We start from the raw sequence: 23,115 nt of genomic DNA, 5'->3' as shown, positions 1-23,115 counted from the left end.
GATTCCAGAAGAACCACCCGCTGTAAAGCCGTTTCCTCTGGACGTGGAAAGCCGCTCAACGAGGCGCGCCCACCTGCGCCAGTGCGCTCTTGAGCTCGGGGAGCGCGTAGGGCTTGGGCAGCAGCACGGCACCCGCCACCGCGCCGCCCGCGGTGACCACCGAGGTGCCATGGCCCGAGGCGATGATGACACGCAGCCCGGCATGCCGGCGGACGGCCTCGCGGGCCAGCTCCAGTCCGGACTTGCCGGGCAGGCTCACATCCGTGAACAGCACATCGAAGCCGCCCGCGCCGAGCGCCTCGTGGGCCGCTTCCGCGCTCGCCACGGCCCGCACCTCGTGGCCGAGCACCTCCAACAGCTCGCGGGCGGACTCCCGGATGTCCTCATCGTCTTCCACGAGGAGGATGCGCAGGGCGCCCGGCTTCGCGGACCCGGCGGTGCGCGCGGCCCCGGCGTCCACCTGGGCGGCCAGCGACGCCCGTGAGACGAGCCGCTGCTGGCGGTTGCGCAGCAGGTGGCGGAGCTTCCGGGCGAGATCCTCCCGGCGGTAGGGCTTGCTCAGCAGGCTGACGCCGGGATCCAGCCGTCCCCCATGGACGATGGCGTTCTCCGTGTAGCCGGACGTGAACAGCACCTCCAGGTCGGGAAGGATCGCCTTGGCCTGCCGGGCGAGCTCCGGGCTGCGGACCGGGCCCGGCATGACCACGTCGGTGAACAGCAGGTCCACGGGCATGCCGCTCTGGATGACCGCCAACGCGCTCTGCCCATCGGAGGCCTTGAGCACGCGATAGCCGAGCTCCGTCAGCAGCTCCACCACCGTGGCCCGCACCTCGGGATCGTCCTCGACCACCAGGATGGTCTCGGTGCCGCCCTCGATGGGACCCGTCACCACCTCGGTGGGCGCCACCTCCGCCTGGAGCGAGCGCGGGAGGTAGATCTTGATGGTCGTCCCCAGCCCGACCTCGCTGTAGATCTTGACGTGGCCGCCCGTCTGTTTGACGAAGCCGTACACCATGCTCAGGCCCAGCCCGGTGCCGCGGCCCTCGGGCTTGGTCGTGAAGAACGGCTCGAAGGCCCGATCCAGCACCTCCGGGGACATGCCGCAGCCGGTGTCGGAGATGGCCAGCATCACGTAGTGGCCGGCCACCACATCCTGGTGAAGCAGGGCGTAGTGGTCATCGAGCATGGCGTTGCCGGCCTCGATGGTCAGCTTGCCCTCCCCCTCCATGGCGTCGCGGGCGTTGATCGCCAGGTTGAGGATGACGTTCTCGAGCTGGTTGGGGTCCGCGAGCGTGTTCCACAGGCCGCCGGTGATGACGGTCTCTATCTCGATGCCCTCGCCGAGGGCACGCCGCAGCAGGTCCCCCATGCCGCGCACCAGCCGGCCCAGATTGATGACCACGGGCTCCAACGGCTGCCGCCGTGCGAACGCGAGCAACTGGGCCGCGAGCCTGGCACCGCGCTCGACGGCGCCGGCGGCCGTCTCCAGGCGCCGCTGGGCCCGCTCGTTGCCGATGATGTCACGCTGCAGGAGCTGGAGATTGCCGCCGATGACCTGGAGCAGGTTGTTGAAGTCGTGCGCCACACCGCCGGTCAGCTTGCCCACCGCCTCCATCTTCTGGGACTGCCGCAGCGCGATCTCGGTCTGGCGCCGCTCGGCCTCGCTCTCGCGCAGGGCCCGGGTGCGCTCGCGGACCAGCTCCTCGAGGTGCTCGCGATGCTTGCGCAGCTCGTCCTGGGCACGCTTCTGCTCGGTGACGTCGTGACCCTGCACGAAGATGCCCGAGACGCTCCCGTCGGGCTCGAGGACGGGCTGGTACACGAAATCCACATACACGTCCGTGAGCGGCGCACCGGGCTCCCGCTGCACGAAGAGCTGCTGGGCACGGCCAACGACCGTCTCGCCCGTCGTGAAGACCTGATCGAGCAGATCGAAGAAGCCCTGCCCCTCGACCTCGGGAAGGGCCTCGCGGACCGACTTGCCGAGGATGTCCCGGTGGCCGACGAGCTGGTAGTAGGCGGGATTGGCCAGCTCGAAGACGTGGTCGCGGCCGCGCAGGAACGCCACGAAGCCGGGCGCCTGCTCGAACAGCCGGCGGAGGAGACGGCGCTCGTTGTCCAGGATCCGGTTGGTCTCCTGGACGAGCCGCGCGCGCTGGAGGACGCCTGCCTCCAGCTGGTCCAGGGGAGCGTCCTCGCCCCGGGCCGCTTCCACGGCCCGCACCGCCTGCTTGAGCCGGTGCAGCTCGGTCACGTCCACCGTGTGCTGGAGGATGAAGGCCACCTCGCCCCGGGCATCGAGGACGGGCGTATGGGTGGCACTCCAGTACCGCTCCTCGATGACCACCCCTTCCGCGGTGTGGCGCGGGACGCGATAGGGAATCAGCGCCAGGATGTCCGGCGCCCGGCCCGCCAGGACCCGCTCGAACGAGGCCCGCAGCAGGCGCGCGCTGGCGTTGTGGGGGTCCGCGGGATCATTGGGGAACGCGTCGAAGAGGCGGCGCCCCACGAGTTCCTCGAGCCGGCTCGCCGTGACCCGGAGGTAGGCCTCGTTGGCCGCGACGTACCGGAGCTCCCGGTCCACCACCATGTAGGGGTTGGGTGAGAGGTTGAAGAGCGCCTTGAAATCGATGGTGTCGGACATGGGTGAGCGCGACTCGGCCGCGAAACGCTAGCTCCACCAACAATCGTGGGGCGCGATTCCATCTTCTACGGTGTCCACCACGAATCAGGAGAAGTTCACGCAGTGCTTCTCGGGCTACACGTGCCCCGAGCACCCGGGCTTTCGGGCGCTCGGAGTCACGCCACGGGGGCTCACGCCGGTTCGAGCAGCCGGAGGAAGGCCCGTGCGGCGTCCGCATCCTCGAGGCCCGCGAGCCCCTCGCCTATCTGCAGCTCCGTCTCGACGACCCCGGGCACCCGCGTCTGGCTGAAGCCGTTGGCGACCCAGACGCCGTGCTCGCGCGCGATGCGGTCGCGCTGACTGGCCAGCGCCGCCGGGTCGCCGCGCAGGAAGACGCGGAAGAGGTTCGTCTGCACGGGCCGGGGCAGCACCGTGAGCCGGGCGTCCGCCGCCAACGCCTCGGTGAGGGACTTCGCGCGCTGCACGTAGCCGGGGATGCGGGCCAGCGCGTCGTCCAGGCGCATCGCCGCCGAGGCCACGTAGGGCCACATCTGGAAGATGTTGCCGCCGTGCCGGTGCCGCCAGAGGCGCGCGGTACGGATGAAGTCGCGCCCGCCGGCCACCATGGCTCCACCCAGGGCGCCCACCATCTTGTAGAAGGACACGTAGACGGAGTCGAAGCCGCGGCAGATGTCCGCGTAGGAGCGGCCGTAGAAGGGCTGGCTCTCCCACAGGCGCGCGCCGTCCATGTGGAGCTTCACGCCCCGCTCGCGGCAGGTGCGCTTGAGCTCCTCGAGCTGCTCCCACGTCTGCAGCTGGCCGCCCAACCAGCGCACCGGCAGCTCGACGCTGACGACGTCCAGCGGCTCGCGCGCCTCACGTACGTCCCCGGCGAGCACCGGCCGCGTCCAGGGCGAGAGGTTCACCGCGCGCAGCCCGTGCAGCACGGCGTAGCTGTCATTCTCGTGCAGCACGTGGTGGGAGGACGGGTGCACGCCCACGGTGCGCTTGCCCCCGGCGTCCGCGTACATCCGCAGCGCGATGAGCTGGCCCATGGTGCCCGTCGGCATGAAGCACGCGTCCTCGAAGCCGAGCAGGCCCGCGACGCGCTTCTCGAAGGACTGGACGAGCTCACCGTTGCCGTACACGTCCCCCATCAGCCCCTGGCGCTGCACCCACTCGCCGATGCGCACCAGCTCGGCGCCCTCGTTGCTGACGGTCCCCGGGACGAGCGAGGCGCGGCAGCCGCGGCGCAGCCGCTCGAAGTCCTCACGCGTGGGACCAGGCGGAGGCGGCTCCTTCTGCGGCTCCTTCTTCGGGCTGGGGGGAGGAGTCTTGGGCGCGGCGGCGTCCGCCGTCCCTCTCAGGAGCGTGGAGCCGGCCAGCAGGCCGGAGAGGGCGAGGAACTCGCCCCGGCTGAAATCGCGGTGAGCCACTGGGAACACCCCTTCGTGAGGAAGCTCGGTCGAAGGGGGAACCGTAGTGGCTCACCGCGCTTTTCGCTAACGCGGACTACTGGCCGACGTCGAACTCACCGGCGCGCAGCAGGCCGTCGATGGCGGGCGTCACCTGGGCGGCCGCCAGCTCGGAGGCGCGGACCGCCGGCATGCGGATGTCCAGGCCCTTGGCGAGGCGGTGGTACAGGGTGTTGGTGCCCAGCGAGTAGAGCTGCAGCCCGCGCAGCGAGTAGCTGCCGTCGAGCTTGGACAGGCCCGCGTGGCCGGCCTCGAAGCGCAGGGTGAGGGTGTGCGTGCCCGCGCCGAGCAGGTCCGTCACCTGTGCCTCGGCCACCGGCCGCTCCACGCCCTGGGCATCCGTCGCCACGAGCGTGCCCGTCACCTCGTACCGGTCCATCGCCTGGCTCTCGAGCACCACGTCCAGCTCGAGCGCCGTCACCTTGCCGCCCGCCTCCCGCACCAGCCGCGTCTTGCCCGCCGAGGCGATGCGCGCCGTCGGCACCGCGAAGCCAAACGCCGTCTGCGCCAGCCGATCGAACTCCAGCCCACCTGCGGAGCCCACCGCGCGCACCTCGAGCACCCACGAGCCCGGCTCGTCGCGCTCGTCCATGGCACGCGACACCATGGCGCGGTACTCGCCGCCCACCTTCACCACGGGCACCGTGCGGACGCGCTCGAAGCGCGGGTTGTACAGCGAGGCCTCGTAGCGCACGTTGCGCACCGGCTCCGCCGACGTCACGCCCACCGTCACGTAGCCGTCGCTGCCCGGGAACAGCTGCATCGCCGAGGCGGTAAGCGACAGCTCGATGGACGAGGAGGGCTCGCGCACCTCGATGGCCAGGCCCAGCGCAGCCGCCTTGCCGCCCACCTTCACCTTGTAGAGGCCGCGGGTGTTCTTGGCGTCCATGCGCAGCATGGAGATGGGCCGGGAGATGCCCTCGGCCTTCATGCGCTCGGCGTCCATGCCCAGCGCGGCGTGGGCCGCACGCGACGCCCGCTGGTCCGCCCGCAGGCCCTGGGGATCGAAGAGCGCCACGTCGTGCAGCGCCTCCTCGCCCAGCTTGGGGTTGTTGCTCTTGGGGATGAACATCACCCACGCGTCCTCGGGCGCGGTGATGGGCAGCTGCACCTCGGTGGGGGCCGAGCCCGGCGCCACGTGCAGCACGGTGGACTTGGAGCGGCGCGTCTCGGGGGCGAGCGGCGCCGCCAGCGGCTGCTTGGGCGAGGCCGGGTTGGACACCGACACGAGGCCCTTGCCGAGGCCCTCGGTGGCATCGCGCGCGTACAGCTTGCCCGGGGCGACGTCACCCGGGGCGAGCGTGGCGCCCGAGGCGTTGCGCAGGGTGGAGGTCACGTTGGGCTCCTGGGTGAAACCCCCGAGGAGGAGGACCGCCAGCGACAGGCCGGCGGACTGAAGGATGGAACGGTGCAGGGTCATGGTCGTTCTCTCTCTCGGGCTCAGTGCAGCGCCTTCACGACGGTGTAGTTGTGGAAGCCGTACCAGGTGTCCCAGGCGAGGGCACCGCACCAGTTGGAGCCGCCCGGGGGCGACCGCACGCAGTCATTGGAGCCCGTGGAGCCCGTGGTGGCGTCGAAGCCGTACTTGGCCACGAGGCACGCGTCACAGATGCCGTCGCCGTGCCACGAGTCGGGGCACACCTCGCTCCACGTCGGGTAGTAGGAGGGGTTGATGAAGGGGTTCCAGCTCGCCGTGCTCGGGGCCTTGTAGCCGCTCGAGTAGCCGTAGGCGATGAGGCAGTCGGGCTCCATGTAGCCGTTGTTGAGCTGGGTGGTGGTGCAGCCGTACTTGTACACCGTGTTGCCGGTCATGAAGTCCGTGGCGTAACCGGACGCGAAGTTGTTGCAGGCCTGGGCCGCTTCCGACACGACGGTCTCGGGGGCGTAGGTCTGCGACGTGGGCGCGGGGATGGGGGCGCTGGCCACCTTCTGCGCGATGAGGTTGCCGCTGTTGTGGCAGCTGCGGCGCGACTGGTGGTGGTTGAGGCGGCCGTCGTCGATGATGATGTTGCCGAAGTAGCCGGAGCTGTCGCTGCCGATGAAGCCGTCCGTGCTGGCGTTGAAGCTGCCCCAGCCCAGCAGCGCCGCCGCCTTGAGGCCGATGGAGTAGAGGTAGCCACCGCAGTGCGCGTCGCTGGAGAAGAGGTTGGCGTAGACGCGGTTGCCACGCACCACGGAGATGGGCTTGCCGCCCACCGAGGTGGCGCCCAGCGTGCCACCGAAGGTGCCGTTGGAGTTGTACACGCGCATGTTGTCCGTGCGCTGCTGCAGAACGGCCGGGTTGTTGTAGCTGCCACCGCCGAAGAACTCGACGACGCTGTTGGCGATGTTGAGGAACGAGCCGCTCGTGGTCACCTGGTCCGCCAGCGGCGTGCCCGTCAGGTCCGGCGCCGAGAAGATGACCTGGGAGATCTTGCTCGTCACCAGGTTGACGGCACGGCCCTGGGCGCTCACCGCACCGGTGTGCGTGAGCATGTAGCGCAGCGGGCTCGAGCCGTTGGAGTGGGTGATGACGGTGAAGCTGGTGATGCCGTTGGCCTCCACCCAGGGGACGATCTGATCCACGATGGGGCCCCAGCTGCACTGGCTGAAGCCCGCGCAGCTCGCGCCGGGATAGCCGACGATGAGGTAGGGCCGGCCGTTGCGCATCGTGTCAATGGACTTCTGGGTCCAGTAGCCGGTGGTGGCCGAGCTCACGGACTGATCGCCGGTGCCATGGACGAAGACCACGCCAGCGTTGGCGTAGGCCTCGCCACTCACACCGAGCAGCACAGCGCAGGCGGCCACGAGAGCCAGACCTGCGGACCTGGAAAACAAGTGCATGGAAAACCTCCTGGAGGCGGGGGGGAAGGAGCCTCTCACAGTGGTCGGGAACAACAGGTTGTAACAGAAAGACAGGCGGACTGTCTCCTAAGCAGGCAAGCACGAGAAGTGGGGAGGAGCCGCCCGGTATGAGATGCTATGCGTCAAAGGCCCGGACCCCCCCTCCTTGGACTCCCTGTTGAAGCTCGGCGTTGTCGCGTTGGTGCTCTCTGTCGGCGTGGTGCGCGCCGCGGAGCCCCCCTCCGTCGATCAGGTGCGCGCCGAGCTGGACCGGCAGCTGAGTGAGATGGTGAACACTCCGCAGCCGGAGATGCGGCTGCGCTTCGTGGGGTTGGATCCCTCGGCCTACCGGCTCGTCGAGGTGCACTTCACGCTGGATGGGCAGCCGCTGCCGGCGCCGCCGGTGGAGCAGATCGGCTCGCCCGGACCGCACGTGCTGGTGACGCGGCAGGTCGAGGACGGCCAGCACACGCTGGTGTCCAACGTCGTCTACATGGATGCCTCGTGGAACATGTTCAGCCCGACGTCGGGCCTGCTGTGGAACATGACCTCCACCCTCAACTTCCAGACGCAGCGCGGGCTGCGGGTGGACGTGACCACCAACACCGTGCTGGTGCCGGAGGCGAAGGATCCGCGGCTGAAGGTGAAGCTGTCGCACGGCGTCACGGCGGAGATGATCGCGAAGCTCGAGGACGTGCCGCTGCCCGAGCTGCCTCCGCCCCCGAAGGCCCGGGCACCGGACGCGGGCGTGGCGCTCGCCCAGGGCACCCATGCGCCAGAGCCGCCGAAGGCCACCCGCACGCCGGAGCCTCCTCCCGCGGCCACGGCGCAGCCGCAGAAGGCCCGGCTGCTGGTGCGTGCGCTGGCGAGCCGCAAGCCCGTGGCGGCTACCCTCTCCGTGCGCGGGGCCACCACCCAGCAGGTGGCGCTGAAGAAAGGGGCCCGGGCCCCCGCGCAGGTGGAGCTGGCGCCGGGCGACTACGCCGTGGACATCCTCGCCCCCGGCTTCCTCGCGCAGACGCGCCGGGTGCGGCTCGCGGGGGGCAACGCACAACCGGTGGACTTCACGCTGGTGCGTGCGCCGAAGAAGAAGCTCGTGACGGTGAAGAACGGCCGGCTGGAGCTGCTCAAGCCCCTGCGCTTCCCCGAGGGCAAGGCGGCCCCGCTGCCGGACCCCAGCCTCCCGCAGCTCGTGGACCTGCTCGTGCGTGGCCCCACCTTGCGCCTGCGCATCGAGGGCCACACCCATAACCAGGAAGGCGACGAGGGCGCGCGCAAGCAGCTCTCCGAGGCGCGCGCCCGCGCGGTGGCGGAGCTGTTGGTGGCCGCGGGGGTGGAGCCCTCACGCATCGAGACGGAGGGTCTCGGCGACACCCGCCCGAAGGCGCCCAACTTCACCGCGCGCGGACGGGAACTCAACCAGCGCGTGGAGCTGCTCGTCCTCGAACGCTAGTCAGGAGCCGCGCTCCAAGCTCATTGCGGCTTTCCCGGAATACGAGTATTAGCGGCTTCTCACCCTATTCTCAGAAGATAGGAAAGAGCCGCATGCACCTCTCTCGTCTGCGTAGCGCCCTCCGGACGTTGCTGTTGCTGCCGCTGCTGGTGCTCGCCGGGCCCGCGACGGCCGCGGGTCCCCAGGGAATCCAGGCCGGAGCGCCCATCAATGACTCGGGCACCATCCTCCTCACGGACGCGGTCGCCACGGCGATGGCCAACAGCGGGGCCGGGTTCGTCCGGGTCAACTTCCGGCTGGGGCCCTACCCTTCCGACACCGCCCAGTTCTACAGCACCTACGACACCATCGTGAACCGGCTGCGCTCCAAGGGCTTGCAGGTGATTGGCCTGCTGTCCAACGAGTCCTGGCACGGCGAGCAGTGGCAGTGGCAGGAGAACAGCTGGGAGGTCGCCGGGGGCAACGGTTACAACACATACATCGACCAGTTCGGCTACATGGCGGGCCGGGTCGCCGCGCACTTCAACGGGCGCATCAAGCACTGGGAGATCTGGAACGAGCCCAATTGCTACTCCACCTCGCCGTGGCCGGGCGCCTACGAGGGCTGCTCGTATATCTATCCGTCCAACTTCGCCGCGCTGCTGGGCCACGCCTATACGCAGATGAAGTATTACAACCGCTATGACGTGCAGGTGATCAGCGGCGGGTTGCTCAGCCACAACCTGTACGGCAGCAACCAGGACAGCGCGGGCGCCACCTACCTGTCGGACACCTACTGGACGGGCGTGAACGTCGGCTCGTGGAGCTGGATTCGCGCGAACGCCGGCAGCTATCCGCTCGATCACATCGGCCACCACCTGTACGTGGACCAGGGCGGCTACGTGAACAGCAGCACGCTCAGCCAATACCTGACGTGGATCCGCAACGCCTACGCCGCCTACGAGGGAAGCACTACGCCCAAGAAGATCTTCGAGACGGAGATCGGCTGGACGACGGACTCGGTCAGCGAGGGCGTGCAGGCCAGCAACATCACCACCACGTACAACGTGATGCGCGGGACGTCGTACGTGGCCTCGGCCATCTGGTTCTACCTGCAGGACTCGCCCGGTTTGAACTACGGCCTCTACCGCGCCTCGGGCCTGAGCAGCACGAACCAGAAGGCGGGATATGGCAATTACGTCGGCGCGGTGACCTACCAGGGGCGCTACTCCAACCTGACAGTGCACACGGGCATCGAGAGCTATTTCAACAGCCACGGCGGCATGGCCACCAACGGCTCGCCCTATGACAACGGGGGCACTCCCTGGGTGCACTCCTGGGATTATGGCTACGTGCAGGACTTCGACGGAGGCTCCATCGGCCGCAACGCCATCATGAGCAGCTCGTCGGGGACCTTCCAGGTGCGCTCCGGCTTCTGGACCACGTACCTGCAGGGCACCAATCACACCCGGCTGAAGTTCCCCACCAGCGACGAGTTCGGCTACGGCTCGGGGACGCGCCAGAACTTCCAGGGCGGCTACATGACCTGGGATCCCACCAACGGCGTGCGCGTCTTCTAAGCCTGGCGACTTCCCCGCCACCCTTTCAACCGCGGCCATTTCCCCGCGGCCCTTTCAACCGCGGCCATTTCCCCTCGCCCTCCGGGAGAGGGACGGGGTGAGGGTATCGGGTGAACCCGGGTTGAACCCACTGCGCACAGTGAGGGCCACGGGTTGAAGAACGAACCCGGGCACCCTCACCCTGACCCTCTCCCGAGGGGAGAGGGAATAGTGGCTCAGGCAGCGGCCCGCTGACCCAGCTCGAGCATCTCCTGGAAGGTGAGGTTCTCGTCGACCACCTCCTCGCCGAAGAGCGAGCCCGTGACGGTCAGCCCCGAGGAGTCCAGGGTGACGGTGCCCGTGCCCACCGGCGTGGTGGTGGTCACCGTCCCGGAGATGCCGACTCCGCCGCCAATGCCTCCCACGGAGACCTCGCCCTCCACGGACCCGCTCAGGGTGGCCGTGGCGCTCACCTCCAGCTTTCCCTCGAGCGACACGTGCGGGAGGATCTCGTTCTGGAAGATGTTCGCCGCCGCCCCCACGTCGCCTCTGCGGAGCGCGTCGAGCATCCGGTTGCGCACGTCCTCCGGTGCCTGCGCCAGGGTGGAGCCCAGCTCGAACGAGAGCTTCGCCTTGCCCCCTACCCCGAGCGCCTGCCCGTCCACCGTGATCGACGCCGTATAGCTCCGCTCCAGCTCCCGAGGAGGAGGACCCGGCTCCACCTGGATGGCCGCCTCGAACTCGAGCTGCCCGTTGGCACCGGCCACCTGGATGTTGGCGTCCACGCCGCCCGCCCCCACTCCCGCGTCCAGCGCCACGCCGCCACCGGCATTCACCTTGCCCTTCACGGTGAGCGTGCCGTCGTCGTTGAACTCGATCCGGCCTCCCGCGCCCAGGTACTGCTCGGCCGTGGCGGTGACGCCCGCGCCCACCACCGCGCCCAGCTCCTCGGAAAGGTGGCCGTCCACCCCCACCTCGACGGCGGAGAGGTGCTCGCGGATGAACTCCAGCGGCTCGCCGGGGAGATTGACGCCGGGAATCTGCTCCACCGCGAGCGCCAGGCCGGCCACCGGCGTGGGCAACGCGGCGAGGAAACCCGAGTGCGCCGCGAACGCGGCCAGCCCCGTGGCGCCGCCCGGCTGGGACAGGTCCACGGTCAGCTCGATGCCGGCGCTCACGCCCACGCCCGCGGTGGCGTTGGCCTCGGCCCCCGCCGTGTCGCCGGTGAGCTCACCATCCACCGAGGCCCCGCCGCCGAACTTGAGCGTGAACTCGCTGGGGTTCTCCGCGCTGCGCTCGATGCCGAGGGTGACCTTGGTGCCCACCTCCACGCCCAGCACGGCGGCAAGGTCCGCGGTGACCTCGACCTCGGCCTCGATGCTCCCGCCCGGGGGGATGTTGTCCAGCCCGAGCGCGTTGATGACCGCCTTGTCCGTCTGGCGCAGGTTGGAGCGGTCGATGGCGTTGGGCGAGTGGGCGCCCGGGTCCTGCGTCATGAGCATCTGGACCGTCTGCGCCACGTCCCATACCTCGCCCGGCGTGGGCAGGCCCGCGGCATTGAAGGCCGCGTTGAGGGCGTTGGCGGAGCCGTTCCAGACCTCGCTCGGGGTGGGCAGTCCGGAGGCCTCATAGAGGGAGCTCACGGCGCCGGTGGCGGCGTTCCACGCATCGCTCAGGATGCCGTCCGGGACGAGATCCGGGCCGACGTCCGGGCCGACACCGGTGCCGAAGAGGCCATCGGCGACGGCGCGGTTGGCCACGTTGCCGAGGCCGGCCTGCTGGATGAGGGCGTTGCGCGCGGGGCCGGGCGGGACGGAGAGGATGCGCTCCAGGGTCGCGTCGGGAACGGAGACCGGCGAGGAGTAGCGCGGGTTGGCGGCCTCCCAGGCCTTCACATCCGGGTAGCGCTGGGTGGGGCGGTTCGGGTCGGTCACCGAGCCGTCCTGGTGGACCACCACGGCATGGCCCACCGGATCGTTCTGGTCCTGGTAGAGGCGGACCGAATCACCGGGCTGCGCCAGGCGGACGGCGCGCTCCAGGCAGTTGGCCCGGCCATCTCCGAGCTGCTCGGTCTGGAGGGTGCTGGCGGCGGCGGGCGAGGCCGGCACGCTCAGCGCGACCGGGCCCGAGCGCTTCGCCGGTTGGAAGTCGCTGCGGTTGGAGTAGCCGGGGAGCGGCCTGAGCTCGTTGCGGCGAGGAGGCGGCGGAGGCGGCTTCACCTCCGGCCGGGGCCGGGTCTCGGTGCTCACCGGCTGCTGGGGCCGCTTGTCATTGATCTTCATGGCGCCTCCCGTGCCCCAGGTGGGCCTGGGGAGAATTCACCGATTATTCTCGTTATCGATGAATTGCTCAATGGGATCATTCAATCCCGAGGTGCCGGTATAGCGGGCCGCGCGGCTCAATCGAATGCGAACGCGAGGAGATCGTTCTGCATGAGGATGTCGAAGACGCCAACGGCCAGGAACGCCACCCCCAGCACGATGTAGAGCCAGGCCATGCCGACGGCCTGGGCGCCCGTGGCCTCCACGTGAAGCCCGGACGGGGGCGCTTCGACCCGGGGCACCTCGTACTCCTTGCGGATCGCTCGCATGAGAAGTCCCGCCGGGCCCGGCCAGGCCGCATTGGAGTCTGGGTTGACCACTGTCATGCGCTTGCGCTTCAGGGCGCGCACACCCGAGATGAGGAAGAAGAGGCTGAAGCTTCCGAAGATGATGCAGACGGCTGGATTGAATCGCATGGACCTGTCTCGCGCGAAGGCCTGACCCTAACACGGACACGAAGCCGTCCCCCACTCTTCCATTTTGAACGGCCACCCCGGTCGATTCGACCGGTGCCGCCGGGCCAGCACCCACCGCGGCGGGCCCGTGCTCCTCTGAAACACCGGGACGGCACCGGCTGGCCCGCGGTTTGCCCTCTCCGGTTCAGCAACCCCCACGCGAGGAACCGAACCATGGGCCAGCCCCTGAACCTGATGACCCCCGAGGTAAGAGCCAACCCCTATCCGCTGTACGCGGAGCTGCGGCGCAGAGCGGTGTGCCAGGTGGAGCCGGGCGGCATGTGGGCCGTCAGCCGCTACGACGACGTGGTGACCGTGCTCAAGGATTCCCGGCGCTTCTCCTCGGAGGGCCTGGGCCAGAGCTTCCGGCCGCCCTGGTTGGAGCGCAATCCCACGGCGGACTCGCTCGTGATGAAGGATCCGCCGGACCACACGCGCCTGCGGGCCATGGTCAGCCGGGCCTTCAATGGCGCGACGCTGAACCGCTTGGAGCCGAGCATCCGCGCCATCGCCGAGGAGCTCGCCGAGGCCGCCGTGCGCCGCCAGGAGGTGGACTTCGTCGCCGAGTTCGCCCTGCCCCTCCCGGCCCGCGTGCTCAACCTCTTCTTCGGCCTGGAGCCCGCCATGGCCCTGCGCCTGAAGCACTGGGCGGATGATCTCGTGAGCATCCCCGCCAGCCAGCCGTCGCCCCAGCGCCAGGAGGAGATCCGCCACAGCCTCCAGGAGATGGAGCGCTGCTTCCACTCGCTCATCGAGCAGCGGCGTGCCCACCCCGGAGACGATGTCGTGAGCGAGCTGCTCCGCGGGGAGTCACTGACCCAAGAGGAGCTGTTGAGCTTCCTCTTCGGCCTGGTGCCGGCGGGTGTCGAGACCACCGTGTACCTGCTCGCCAACACGATGGTCGTGCTCTCGGAGCATCCGCGGGAGCTGGAGCGCGTGCGCGAGAATCCCGCGCTCATTCCCCGGCTCGTCGAGGAGGTGCTCCGCTACGAGCCGCCGGGACAGAGCAGCCTCCGGCTGACGACCGAGGACGTGGTGCTCTCCGGAGTCACGATTCCCCGGGGCTCCCTCGTCGTCGCCCTGGTGGGCGCGGCCATGCGCGACGAGAGCCGCTTCCCCCAGGCGGACCGCTTCCTCCTCGAGCGCGAGAGCCAGAGCACCCTCGCCTTCGGCCACGGGCCCCACTACTGCCTGGGGGCGATGCTCGCCCGGATGGAGGCACGCCTCGGCCTGGAGGCACTCTTCTCCCGCATCCGCGGCTTCTCCCTCCAGCGCGAGGACCTCGACTGGTCACAGTCGATCATCGCTCGCGGTCCTCGCGCCCTGCCGCTCCGCCTGGAGCCGGTGCGGTAGGCTGCGCGCCCCATGACCCAGGATCCCGTCACGCTCGTCGCCGCGCTCCGCAACACCCTCGAGGACACGGGGCGCGACTTCTCGTCGATGCCGTTCTTCGTCAGGCCCATGGTGCGCGGTGGCTTCGCGAAACGCACCGGGCAGAGCCTCGAGGAGTGGCAGCGGCTCGCCTCGGCGCTCCTCGCGGAGGTGAAGCCGGACACCGAGCCCGCGCGCGTGCGCGAGCGCCATCCGCGGCTGCGCGAGCAGTTGCAGCAGCTCGCCGAGAACTACCGCACCGCTCCCGAGCGGGCCTCGAAGGGAATGGGTGCGCTGGCGGGAACGGTCCAGCGCATCCAGGAGAGCTCCCGGCGCCGGGAGGAGGCCATCCGCGCCCTCCTCGCCTGGCTCGGCTAGAGATGCTCCGCCCGCCACCGGCTCGCCGAGCTCGGCGGGGACGGGCGCCTCACGTCTGCACCGCGGTGGGCTCCAGCTCGGAGAGCACGCTGATGCGGCTGTAGAGCACCATGCCCACCACGATGAGCCCGGCTCCCACGAAGCTGAACGTGGAGGGCAACGGCTCGCCCAGGAAGAGCACGCCCAGCAGCAACGCGAAGAGCAGCTCCGTGGCCTGCGTGGCCTCCACGGCGGACAGTCCCACGGGGTTGTTCGCGGTCATCTGGGCGGCGCGGAAGAACAGGGTGGTGGCGATCACTCCGGAGGAGACCGCCACGCCCGCGGACTGCAGCACCTGCCCCGGCGAGGGCCACCCCACCCGCGCGTACCCGTAGGCCGCCACGCCCAGCCACAAGGGCAGACTCCCCACCGTCATCCCCAGCACGCGCTGGCTGGCATCCAGCGAGACGCCCTCGCGCTCCAGGTGCAGCATCACCCTGCGGTTGCCCAGCGGGTAGGCGACGGCGGCGATCACCACGAAGAGCAACGCCAGCCAGGCACTCGCGGGCATGGCCAGTTGGAAGTGCCCCAGCTGCATGATCAGCACGCCGACGACGATCAACGAGCCCACCCCCACCGCCTTGAAGGGGATCCGCCGGCGCGCATCCGTGTAGATGAACGGCGACAGCAGCGGGCCAGCGAGCACCGTGAGCTGGAAGGAGCCGGCAATCAGCCACGAGGGCCCGTACTCCGCCGACAGCGTCAGGAAGGCGTAGAAGACGCCGAAGCCCACGCTGCTCCAGAGCAACCACTCGCCCGGGTGCCTTCTCAGCTCGGCCCCCAAGGGCCGCAACCCTCCGTGCACGGCCACCAACACCGACATGAGGGGCAACATAAGGAAGTACCGCAGCGACGCGCTCCAGGCCCAGAACCCACCCTCCGCCGCCATGTTGCGGTTGAGCACGTAGGTCATGGTGAAGAACAGCGCCGAAGTCAGCCCCAGCAGGATCGCCAGCAGGGCCGAGGAGGACTTTTTCATGGGTGGACGTGCGCGGGGAAAAGCCCTGGTTATCATGGTTCGCCCCGTTCCTAGGAACCCCCGTGAGCTCCATCCTCGTCCGTCTGGTCTGTGCCCTGCTCTTCGCCGCGATGGCGCTCGGCGCCGTGGTCCATCCCCCGGCCAACCTCTCCCAGGGCCTGGGCATGCTCCTGCCGGCGACGATGCTGCTGAACTACGCCATCAAGGGCCCTCGCCGCGCGATGGTCGCGAAGAAGCCGGCCCCCGCCCCCGCCCCGGCGCCCGCTCCCACCGACTCCGGCACCGCCCAGAGCTGAGACTTCAGCGAGCGTCCCGGCCGGACCCTGGCGGTATCTTGCGGTCATGAAGATCCCCCTGCTCCTGGCCTGCCTCGCGCTCCTCGGCTGTGCGACCACGGCCGCACCGCGTACCGCGTCCCCGGAGGACCGGACCGCCCTGCTGCTCATCAACCAGACGCAGCGCGACGCCCACCTCCAACGCGACGCGCAACGGATGGTCTCCACCATGGCCGAGGACTTCCTCTCCGTGCAGGACGGCCGGATCTCGCGGCCCACCCGGGAGCAGGTGCTCGGCAACTTCCAGCGCTACTTCGCCAGCGTGCGCTTCCAGGCCTGGGACGACCTCTCCGAGCCCATCGTCACGCTCTCCGAGGACGGCACGCTGGCCTGGATGGTCGTTCACAAGCGCGTGGAGCTCGTCGAGGTCTCGACGGGCGAGGCGGAGACCACCGTCTTCGCGTGGATGGCCACCTTCGAGAAGCGCCAGGGGCAATGGCTCCAGACGGCGGTGGTGTCGACGCGCGCACCTGCCTCCTGAGCGGAGGGGTCAGGGACCGCCCGGGGGCAGCGTGAGCTGCGCGGGCAGGAAGTCCTCCGCACGCTCCACCGTCAGGGCCTCCTCCACCGAGCGGAGGACCCGCCCATCGCGCAGCATCAGCGGGTGGAGGATGACGGGGAAGGTGCGCTCCCTCGCTCCGGCCAGCTTGGAGGAACGGGCGGGGACGATCATCAGATCGAGCGGCGTCCACAGCGTGAAGACCTGGACGCCTCCGAACGGGGCCTCGTCGGCGGCGAGCCCCCGCAGCAGCTCGCTCCCGGGCCGCATGTCGCGTGCCCCGGGGTTGGCTCGCAACCACCCCGTGAGCGTTCCCGCGTGGGGGCCGGAGATGGACACGAAGCGGCGCACGTGGTTCCGGCCCTCCAGACGCTGCAGGTAGTAGCGGCTGACGAGCGCCCCCATGCTGAAGGCCACCACGTCGATCCGCGCACTGCCCGTCTGCGCTCGCAGGCTCGCGGCGGCCTCGGCCACCTGCCCGGCCAGCACGGAAATGGGCGCCGCCCCGTTGTTGGGCTTCAGCTCGACGATCCGCACGTCCTGGAAGCCGGCCCGCGCCAGACCTTCCGCGAGCGGCGCCAGGGAGCGCGCGTCGTCATCGATGCCATGCACCAGCAGCACGGGCACCCGCCCGGAGGCCTCGCCCGGAGCGGCGGCGGTGGAAGCAACGGTGGCGGAAGCACGTGCGGAGGCGGAAGTCATGGAGAGGGCTCCGCATGAGCATGTCGCCATCGCCAGCAGACACGCAACCAGGCACCGCGACGCAAGTGCTCCACTCACGGCCTGCTTGGAACCGTCCGCGCTCATGCCGCGCCTCAGGGATAGCAGAGAGCCATGGGCATCACCGTCATCGGGGCTTCCGAGACGGCATCGAACTCGCGGCAGATCGCCGGCTCGCGGGGGCGGGCCTCTGCCTCCACCGGAGGAGCGGGAGAGGGCGCCACGGCGGGAGCCGGAGCCGTGGCGGGAGACGGAGCCACGGCCACCACGGGTGCCGCCGGCTCCGGGCTGGCGGGGCTCGGCGCCGCACCACCGGGCTCGAGCAGCCCGAGCACCACGGGGTGGACCCTGCTGGCGAAGTACCGGCCGCCCGCCAACGTGAAGTGGACCCCATCCTCCATCTTCAGCCGCATCGGCTTGCGGAAGCCCTCCACCTTCGCCTCGCGCAGGAGGGTGCCCTTCGCGTCGGTGAAGAACGGCTTCGTCTCGAGGTACGTCGACGCCCCATGGGCCGACACGGCCTCGCGCAGGACGCGCCGGATGATGCCCAGCTTGCGCTCGAAGTTCGGCAGCCCGGTGTACGGCAGCTCGACCCAGAGGATCTTCCGGCCGGGCGCTCCGAGGGTGCCCAGGAAGTCCGTGACGCGCTGGCGGTACGCCGCCTCCCACCCGGACGCGCCCCACTGGACCTTCGCCTTGCCCTTCTCGTCCGTGAGGCCCTGCCCGTCGTTGCCGCCCATGATGACGACGACCACGTCGGGCCGGTGGCGCTCGACCTCTTCCCGGCCCACCTTCATCCAATCGAAGAAGTCCGGACGGGCGAGCCCCGTGGAGGACTTCGCCCGCCGCAGGGCGCGCGTCCCCGGGTGCTCGTTCAGCGACTTCTCGAGGTACTCGCCGAAGCTGGTGACGATGAGGCTGTCGCCGAGCAGCAGCACGGTCCGGGCCGGAGGGGCTTCCAGCTTCCCGTCCATCCCAGGGTCGGCCCGCACCACTCCGGTGGAGAGGACGGCGAGGCACACGAGCACACGAGCGAGGTGGGTCTCCATCTCGCGCCGAAGCTACCGCGCCCGTGCGCGGCTGAGAACAAATCGGCCTGGCCCTTCCCTGCCCGCCCGGTGGACGGAGGACCGGGCGTCCTGGCTACCCCGGAGCGGGATGCACGGCGCCTTCCGGGTGCGAGCCCTCGACCATGAAGAGCATCCGCGTCACGAACCGGAAACCCACCCGCTCGTAGATGCGGCCGGCCTCCTCGGTGATGGTGCTCAGGAACAGCACGTCCACGCCCCGCGCGAAGGCCTCCTGCGCCACCCGCGACGTCAGCGCGGTGCCGAGGCCCCGCTTGCGGAAGCGCGCGAGCGTCGCCACTCCGCCGAGCTCCGCGATGCCCTCGGACGGCGAGGTGAACGTGCCCACCACGGCGGGCTGTCCCTCCACGGACCCCAGCACCGCCCTGCCCTCGCGGAGCTCCTCCAGCGTCTTGGAGATGTCCTCCTCGGAGGCCTCGTAGGGCTCGTCCGGGGAGAAGGCCCGCCGCGAGGTGTTGCAGTACGTGCGCACCTCCTCGCGAGAGGACCCGGACGTGAGAAGCGACAACGAGACCCCCTCGGGCACCACGACGGGCGTGAAGCTCTCGCGCGTGCACACCATCAGCCGGGCCTCGGCCTCCTGACGGAAACCGGCGGCGAGCAGCGTGTCCGCCAGTGCCGGCGCCAGCTCGGAGACGTACTCGAAGCGCGGCACCCTCCCCCTCTTCTGGAACTCCGCCCGGAGCCGCCGCAACGGCTCGCTCACGTCCCTCGTGATGGGCCCGTCCGGGATGGCGTAGTTGAAGTAGATGAGCGCGTCGAAGGGATGGATGAACACCGTGAAGGGCGGAACCGGAATGGACTCGTAGCGGCCCGCGGCACTGCGGCGCATGTACGACTGCAAGCGTTCGATCAGGTTCATCGTTCTGTGTCTGTGGCGCTTGGGGGTGAGCTGCTTCAGGAGTCCTCGGTGAGCGCGAGCACCACGCGGGCCGAGCCCACCTCGACGGGCCGCGACACCGTCTTGCCCGAGGCGCTCGTGACCTTCACCGTGTAACGCCCCGCCGCCGGGAGATACGTGTGGAACACGCCCGACTCCGGGTGCGCCGAGAAGTGCTCCCCGTTCGGCCAGGCGATCTCCTCCACCGCCACCGTGACCGGCCCCTCCTCCCGGAAGGACTCGGGCACCCGCACCGTCAGCGCCGGGCCATCCAGGAAGCGATCGAACAACACCTGCCAGAAGCCACGCGCCCCCTCCACCATCGGCGCCAGCGGCCGGCGCGGCCCCGGTGACACGAACGGTAACTCCACCAGGTACGCCAGCGTCCCGAAGCTCCAGTAGAACCAGTCCTGATCCGTCCCCGCCACCGGATACAAGTGGCGCACGGCCTCGTAGCGCTTGCCTCCCTGCACCGGAGCCACCGCGTCGATCATCGCGGGCGCCACCGCCCAGGCCGCCGACGGCTTGGGCTCGCGAGCCCCTTCCACCGTGTACGGCACGAGCAGCCGCGTCGCCGCCGCGTGGTACGACACCATCGCCACGAAGCGCCACGCCTCGCCCAGCTTCATCATCGCCTGCACCTCGGGCTCCGAGCCCGCCGCCGGACCCCGGTAGAACGGTGAGCGCGGATCCTCGCTGTTGTAGCGATCCTCTACGCTCCCCCACTGGAAGGGATAGTTGCGGTTGAGGTCGACGCCGTACTCGTACAGCCCCAGCTCCGTGGCCTGCTCGTCCTTGCGCCGGTTCGTGCGCCCCCGATCGGTGGCGACGTGCCAGTACCCGTGGCTCCCGTCGGGATTCACGAGCGGGACGATGACGATGTGGAACGTGCTCAACCAGCGTGCGACCCGCTTGTCCTCCGCGTTCTCCAGCAGCCAACGTGCGGCGTCGAGCGGCAGCTCGGGCGTCACCAGCTCGTTGGCGTGAGTGCCGCCACACAGCAGCATCGCCGGGCGGGAGTGGTCGTCGAGCGCCTCGCCCATCAGCAGCGCGAGGATGGGCCGGTCCTCGTGCGTGCGGCCGATCTCGATGACACGCGCGCGCTCCGGAGCACGTGCGGCCAGGGCCCGCATCGCGCGCTCGATGAGCTCGGGATCCTTGAGGCCCTCGACGAAGCCCTCGCGCTCGGGGCCCTTGCGTGCTCGAGCCAGGCGCTCCTCGAACGTGGAGTCCAGGAAGCGGTACGGCACCCCGGGATGGAGCTCGCGCACGTTGACCGAGCTCGCGCGCAGCAGGTGCACGCCCAGCTCGCTGGCGATGTACACGTCCGCATCCGCCTCGCGCGCGACGCGGCGCAGGTGACGGCGCACCTCCGGAGCGAACTGGAGCCCCCGCTCGACGCGCACGAGCCACTCGAGCGAGAGCCCATCACGCGCCGAGGCCTCCTGCGGCGGAGGATCCGGCACGAAGAGGGACACCCGCACGTCGGCGGACTGGGTCTTGTGCGCGTACACGCCGAGCGAGCCGCCAGCGAACGCCGCGTCGGACCAGACGAGGTTCGCCAGCTCCGCCTTGGTGCGTGCGTCGTACACGTGGACGGCGAAGACCGGCCCGGCGAGGAAGAGCACGAGCTCCAGCTCCGTCACCTTCGCGAGTCCGGGCACCTTGGCGCGCGCACCACTGTCATCCGAGCGGGTCCCGTCATAGCGCACGAACCCCACCGTCTCCCGGCGCCCATCCAGGTAGAGGCCGTAACCGGTGAGCGTGAACACGGGCTGGGCCGTGCGCACCTTCGCGCGGAAGAGGAGCGCCAGATCGGCGCGAGCCGGGTTCTGGATCCTCGCGCGCACGAAGGGCACCGGGGACGTGCCCTCGTCCTCCTGGAGGAAGAAGTTGCGGAGCGCTTTCGGCGTGGTGAGGGCGAGCGCGCCCCCCTCGGCCGTCCACTCTCCAAGGGTCTGCGCCGGCTTCCACGCGACCGGGTGCTCGCCACGGGGGATGGGGTAGCCCTCACCTCGCGCGACGCCCGCGGCGAGCAGGATGGCGAGGGCGAGTGCCCCCCCTGACCTCACGGCCTGGACTCCGCGACCGTCGAGGGCGCGGCCGAGGGCATGCCGATGTAGCTCAGGAAGTCGAGGTAGCGCTCACGCTTGGGCGCCCCCTCCCCCTCGGAGTCGTCAGCCACCTTCTTGGCGAGGAACGCCCCCACCTGCTGGCGGTCCTCCATGAAGGTCCAGACGTTCGCGTACCCCGGAAGGGCCAGGTGCGCCTGCGCATGCAGCCCGCCGTGGATGATGTAGTGCCAGTACGACTCCGACTTGTGGAACTTGCGGGAGATCAACGTCCGCAGAATCACGCTGCGCTCGTCGAACGGAAGCTGGCGCACGTTCTCCCGGTACTGGGGAGGCAGCTGCTTCCACTGCTCCTCGGCGTTCGACGGGTAGTAGACGCGGATGGGCACCCCCACGGCGCGAGCGGCGCGGGCGATGGACGGCAGCGCCTTGTCCGTGAGCATGTTGCCCTTGAGGCTGATGATGCGCCCCTGCTCGAACAGCAGGCGCACGTAGCGGTAGTTCTCGTCCGTCTGGAGCCAGCCGAAGCCCCCCGTCCAACGCGCGGGCCGCAACTGGCGCGTGTAGTTGCCCCAGAGCTGCCGCCGTGCGCGCTCGAACACGCTGGTGATGGCGACGCGCTCCTCCTTCGGCAGCGATGCCCACTCCTCCTCGATGGCGGCACGCGTCGCCGCCGCGCGCTTGTCGGTGAAGGCCGCGACGAAGTCCTCACGCGTCGGCGCCCGCTTCACCACGGCCCTCAGCACGTGGTGCAGCCGCACCACCGTCGGGTCATAGTCGAAGAGCCACGCCCACTGGCTCCGGGCATGCGCGATGTACGAGTAGCCCTGATCCGCCCCCAGCCCGACGTAGCCGCCCCCGATGTTCTTGATGGCATCCCCGAAGAGGTATTGGAGCGCCTCGTTCGACTTGATGTAGCTCATCGGATCTCGGCAATCGACGCGCGCCTTGCCCGCACGGCCACACAGGGGAATCTGGAAGACGTCGGTGTCCTCGACGACCGCGAGCGCCTTCTTCCGCTCCTCCTCGCTCGGAGGCGTGGGATCCGCCGGCCGGGCCGGGGGCTCGGTGAGGATCCGGGGCGGCCACGCGGACAGCTGGGACGAGGACGACGCGCAACGGAAGCTCAGGCGGTGCAGCCCGCTCTTGGGCTTCTCGCCCCGCCGCCAGGAGCCGCGCAGCATCTCCTCGGGCCAGTACCAGGAGCCGCCCTTGAGCACACGCTGCGTGTAGCCCTTGCACGGAGTCGCGCCATCGCACGGCCCGCGAGGGTTGGGGTGCAGGCAGGCGTCGCCGCACGCCTTGTCACAGTCCTTGTAACAGGGAGTCCACCAGTCCTTCACCCACTCGTACCCGTTGCCCGCCATGTCATAGAGGCCGTAGGGGCCGGGCGGGAGGCTACCGGGCGGCCGCGTGATGTTGCCCGGACAGCCCTTGTAGTTCGCCTTGTCGCACGACGGCGCCTCCTCGCCCCACGGGTAGGTCCTCCCCTCGTGGCCGCGCGCGCCCTTCTCCCACTCGGCCTCCGCCGGCAGCCGCTTGCCCGCGAACACGCAGTACTGGTGCGCCATCTCCCAGGTGATGGGCACGGCTGGCAGCTCGGGCTTCTGGAAGCGCGCGTAGTACGCCGGGCGAGGCAGCTTGGGGCACGCCCCCGCGCGCTCGCAGCGGCTGTAGTCGCCGATCGTGACCTCCTTCGCATCGAGGTAGAACGTCTCGACGAACACCGGATGCCGGGGCTTCTCGGCCGCGGTGTGATCGTCCGCGCCCACGATCGCGTCTCCGCCCTCGATGCACACCATGCCGGGCGGCGGCGTCTTCTCGCACGGCACCGCCGTCACGAGCCACAACAGGACCAGTTCGAATGCCATCGCGGGCGATGCTACCCGCTGCCCTCCCCCCTCCGCGAGATCTCATCCCTCGAAGTGGGCCCCCTCCCCACCTCAGAAGACATACATGGCTCGCTGTATGGTTTGGCGGAAGGGCACTCGCTCCCCCGCCTGCTGCTTGTCAGCCATTGCACGAGGTGGATTATTGCGCCTCAAACAATGTCAAAGATCAAACAC

Annotated in this window: 18 protein-coding genes; 6 read left to right on the top strand and 12 right to left on the bottom strand. The window is 69.8% G+C overall.

Features of this window, described 5'->3' with window-relative positions:
• Positions 1–55: 55 nt before the first annotated feature.
• From NR798_RS19975 to NR798_RS19960, 4 genes are all read right to left on the bottom strand, one after another.
• Complete coding sequence (locus NR798_RS19975) at positions 56–2,644, bottom strand: response regulator (RefSeq protein ID WP_375773082.1); 2,589 nt, start codon at positions 2,642–2,644, stop codon at positions 56–58.
• 170 nt (positions 2,645–2,814) lie between these two features.
• Positions 2,815–4,059 (bottom strand): threonine aldolase family protein, encoded by a 1,245-nt coding sequence (locus NR798_RS19970; protein ID WP_375773081.1) that lies wholly within the window; start codon positions 4,057–4,059, stop codon positions 2,815–2,817.
• A 76-nt stretch (positions 4,060–4,135) separates the two neighbouring features.
• Positions 4,136–5,518 (bottom strand): hypothetical protein, encoded by a 1,383-nt coding sequence (locus NR798_RS19965; protein WP_375773080.1) that lies wholly within the window; start codon positions 5,516–5,518, stop codon positions 4,136–4,138.
• 20 nt (positions 5,519–5,538) lie between these two features.
• The gene (locus tag NR798_RS19960) at positions 5,539–6,885 is read right to left on the bottom strand and encodes a hypothetical protein (protein WP_375773079.1); all 1,347 of its coding nucleotides are present in this window, start codon (positions 6,883–6,885) and stop codon (positions 5,539–5,541) included.
• A gap of 214 nt (positions 6,886–7,099) precedes the next feature.
• Here NR798_RS19960 and NR798_RS19955 point away from each other — a divergent pair, with 214 nt between their 5' ends.
• Complete coding sequence (locus NR798_RS19955) at positions 7,100–8,374, top strand: OmpA family protein (RefSeq protein WP_375773078.1); 1,275 nt, start codon at positions 7,100–7,102, stop codon at positions 8,372–8,374.
• A gap of 92 nt (positions 8,375–8,466) precedes the next feature.
• Entirely contained in the window at positions 8,467–9,933 is a 1,467-nt protein-coding gene (locus tag NR798_RS19950) for an LGFP repeat-containing protein (RefSeq protein ID WP_375773077.1), read from the top strand.
• A 215-nt stretch (positions 9,934–10,148) separates the two neighbouring features.
• Here the strand turns inward: NR798_RS19950 and NR798_RS19945 are convergent, their stop codons facing one another.
• A complete protein-coding gene (locus tag NR798_RS19945) occupies positions 10,149–12,194 on the bottom strand; it encodes a hypothetical protein (RefSeq protein WP_375773076.1) in 2,046 nt (681 codons plus the stop codon).
• A 116-nt stretch (positions 12,195–12,310) separates the two neighbouring features.
• Positions 12,311–12,649, bottom strand: a complete 339-nt coding sequence (locus tag NR798_RS19940) for a hypothetical protein (protein WP_375773075.1) — start codon at positions 12,647–12,649, stop codon at positions 12,311–12,313.
• A 234-nt stretch (positions 12,650–12,883) separates the two neighbouring features.
• Between NR798_RS19940 and NR798_RS19935 the strand changes: the two genes are divergently transcribed.
• Both NR798_RS19935 and NR798_RS19930 read left to right on the top strand, forming a co-directional pair.
• Positions 12,884–14,041, top strand: coding sequence for a cytochrome P450 (locus NR798_RS19935; RefSeq protein ID WP_375773074.1), 1,158 nt, complete (start codon positions 12,884–12,886; stop codon positions 14,039–14,041).
• Between the two features lie 12 nt (positions 14,042–14,053).
• Complete coding sequence (locus NR798_RS19930) at positions 14,054–14,437, top strand: hypothetical protein (RefSeq protein ID WP_375773073.1); 384 nt, start codon at positions 14,054–14,056, stop codon at positions 14,435–14,437.
• Between the two features lie 49 nt (positions 14,438–14,486).
• Here NR798_RS19930 and NR798_RS19925 read toward each other — a convergent pair whose 3' ends face one another.
• A complete protein-coding gene (locus NR798_RS19925) occupies positions 14,487–15,311 on the bottom strand; it encodes a multidrug resistance efflux transporter family protein (protein WP_375773072.1) in 825 nt (274 codons plus the stop codon).
• Between the two features lie 206 nt (positions 15,312–15,517).
• On the opposite strand from NR798_RS19925, the gene NR798_RS19920 reads away from it, so the two are divergent.
• Positions 15,518–15,751, top strand: coding sequence for a hypothetical protein (locus tag NR798_RS19920; protein WP_375773071.1), 234 nt, complete (start codon positions 15,518–15,520; stop codon positions 15,749–15,751).
• Between the two features lie 46 nt (positions 15,752–15,797).
• Entirely contained in the window at positions 15,798–16,271 is a 474-nt protein-coding gene (locus NR798_RS19915) for a DUF4440 domain-containing protein (protein WP_375773070.1), read from the top strand.
• Between the two features lie 9 nt (positions 16,272–16,280).
• On the opposite strand, the gene NR798_RS19910 is transcribed toward NR798_RS19915, so the two are convergent.
• The 5 genes from NR798_RS19910 to NR798_RS19890 all read right to left on the bottom strand — a co-directional run bounded on the left by NR798_RS19910 (position 16,281) and on the right by NR798_RS19890 (position 22,920).
• Positions 16,281–16,991, bottom strand: a complete 711-nt coding sequence (locus NR798_RS19910; RefSeq protein ID WP_375773069.1) for a lipase family alpha/beta hydrolase — start codon at positions 16,989–16,991, stop codon at positions 16,281–16,283.
• A gap of 113 nt (positions 16,992–17,104) precedes the next feature.
• Positions 17,105–18,058 carry a DUF459 domain-containing protein gene (locus NR798_RS19905; protein WP_375773068.1) on the bottom strand — a complete coding sequence of 318 codons (954 nt, stop codon included), beginning with the start codon at positions 18,056–18,058 and terminating at the stop codon, positions 17,105–17,107.
• 94 nt (positions 18,059–18,152) lie between these two features.
• Positions 18,153–18,959, bottom strand: a complete 807-nt coding sequence (locus NR798_RS19900) for a GNAT family N-acetyltransferase (RefSeq protein ID WP_375773067.1) — start codon at positions 18,957–18,959, stop codon at positions 18,153–18,155.
• A 35-nt stretch (positions 18,960–18,994) separates the two neighbouring features.
• Positions 18,995–21,049, bottom strand: a complete 2,055-nt coding sequence (locus NR798_RS19895; protein WP_375773066.1) for a M14 family metallopeptidase — start codon at positions 21,047–21,049, stop codon at positions 18,995–18,997.
• Positions 21,046–22,920 carry an SUMF1/EgtB/PvdO family nonheme iron enzyme gene (locus tag NR798_RS19890; RefSeq protein WP_375773065.1) on the bottom strand — a complete coding sequence of 625 codons (1,875 nt, stop codon included), beginning with the start codon at positions 22,918–22,920 and terminating at the stop codon, positions 21,046–21,048. Before NR798_RS19890 ends, NR798_RS19895 begins: the two co-directional genes overlap by 4 nt.
• Between the last annotated feature and the right edge of the window lie 195 nt (positions 22,921–23,115).

It is taken from the genome of Archangium gephyra (assembly GCF_042230915.1).
GTDB classification, from domain to species: Bacteria; Myxococcota; Myxococcia; order Myxococcales; family Myxococcaceae; genus Archangium; species Archangium gephyra_B.
Note: the sequence above shows the minus strand (reverse complement) of the source record. Positions and strands in the feature narration are given on the sequence as shown.

Excerpts from the sequence above, each read along its gene's own strand:
- NR798_RS19890 (WP_375773065.1), bottom strand. The coding sequence starts at position 22,920 with ATGGCATTCGAACTGGTCCTGTTGTGGCTCGTGACGGCGGTGCCGTGC.
- NR798_RS19975 (WP_375773082.1), bottom strand. The coding sequence starts at position 2,644 with ATGTCCGACACCATCGATTTCAAGGCGCTCTTCAACCTCTCACCCAAC.
- NR798_RS19930 (WP_375773073.1), top strand. The coding sequence starts at position 14,054 with ATGACCCAGGATCCCGTCACGCTCGTCGCCGCGCTCCGCAACACCCTC.
- NR798_RS19900 (WP_375773067.1), bottom strand. The coding sequence starts at position 18,959 with ATGAACCTGATCGAACGCTTGCAGTCGTACATGCGCCGCAGTGCCGCG.
- NR798_RS19940 (WP_375773075.1), bottom strand. The coding sequence starts at position 12,649 with ATGCGATTCAATCCAGCCGTCTGCATCATCTTCGGAAGCTTCAGCCTC.
- NR798_RS19950 (WP_375773077.1), top strand. The coding sequence starts at position 8,467 with ATGCACCTCTCTCGTCTGCGTAGCGCCCTCCGGACGTTGCTGTTGCTG.
- NR798_RS19905 (WP_375773068.1), bottom strand. The coding sequence starts at position 18,058 with ATGGAGACCCACCTCGCTCGTGTGCTCGTGTGCCTCGCCGTCCTCTCC.
- NR798_RS19935 (WP_375773074.1), top strand. The coding sequence starts at position 12,884 with ATGACCCCCGAGGTAAGAGCCAACCCCTATCCGCTGTACGCGGAGCTG.
- NR798_RS19925 (WP_375773072.1), bottom strand. The coding sequence starts at position 15,311 with ATGTTGCCCCTCATGTCGGTGTTGGTGGCCGTGCACGGAGGGTTGCGG.
- NR798_RS19910 (WP_375773069.1), bottom strand. The coding sequence starts at position 16,991 with ATGACTTCCGCCTCCGCACGTGCTTCCGCCACCGTTGCTTCCACCGCC.
- NR798_RS19965 (WP_375773080.1), bottom strand. The coding sequence starts at position 5,518 with ATGACCCTGCACCGTTCCATCCTTCAGTCCGCCGGCCTGTCGCTGGCG.
- NR798_RS19915 (WP_375773070.1), top strand. The coding sequence starts at position 15,798 with ATGAAGATCCCCCTGCTCCTGGCCTGCCTCGCGCTCCTCGGCTGTGCG.
- NR798_RS19945 (WP_375773076.1), bottom strand. The coding sequence starts at position 12,194 with ATGAAGATCAATGACAAGCGGCCCCAGCAGCCGGTGAGCACCGAGACC.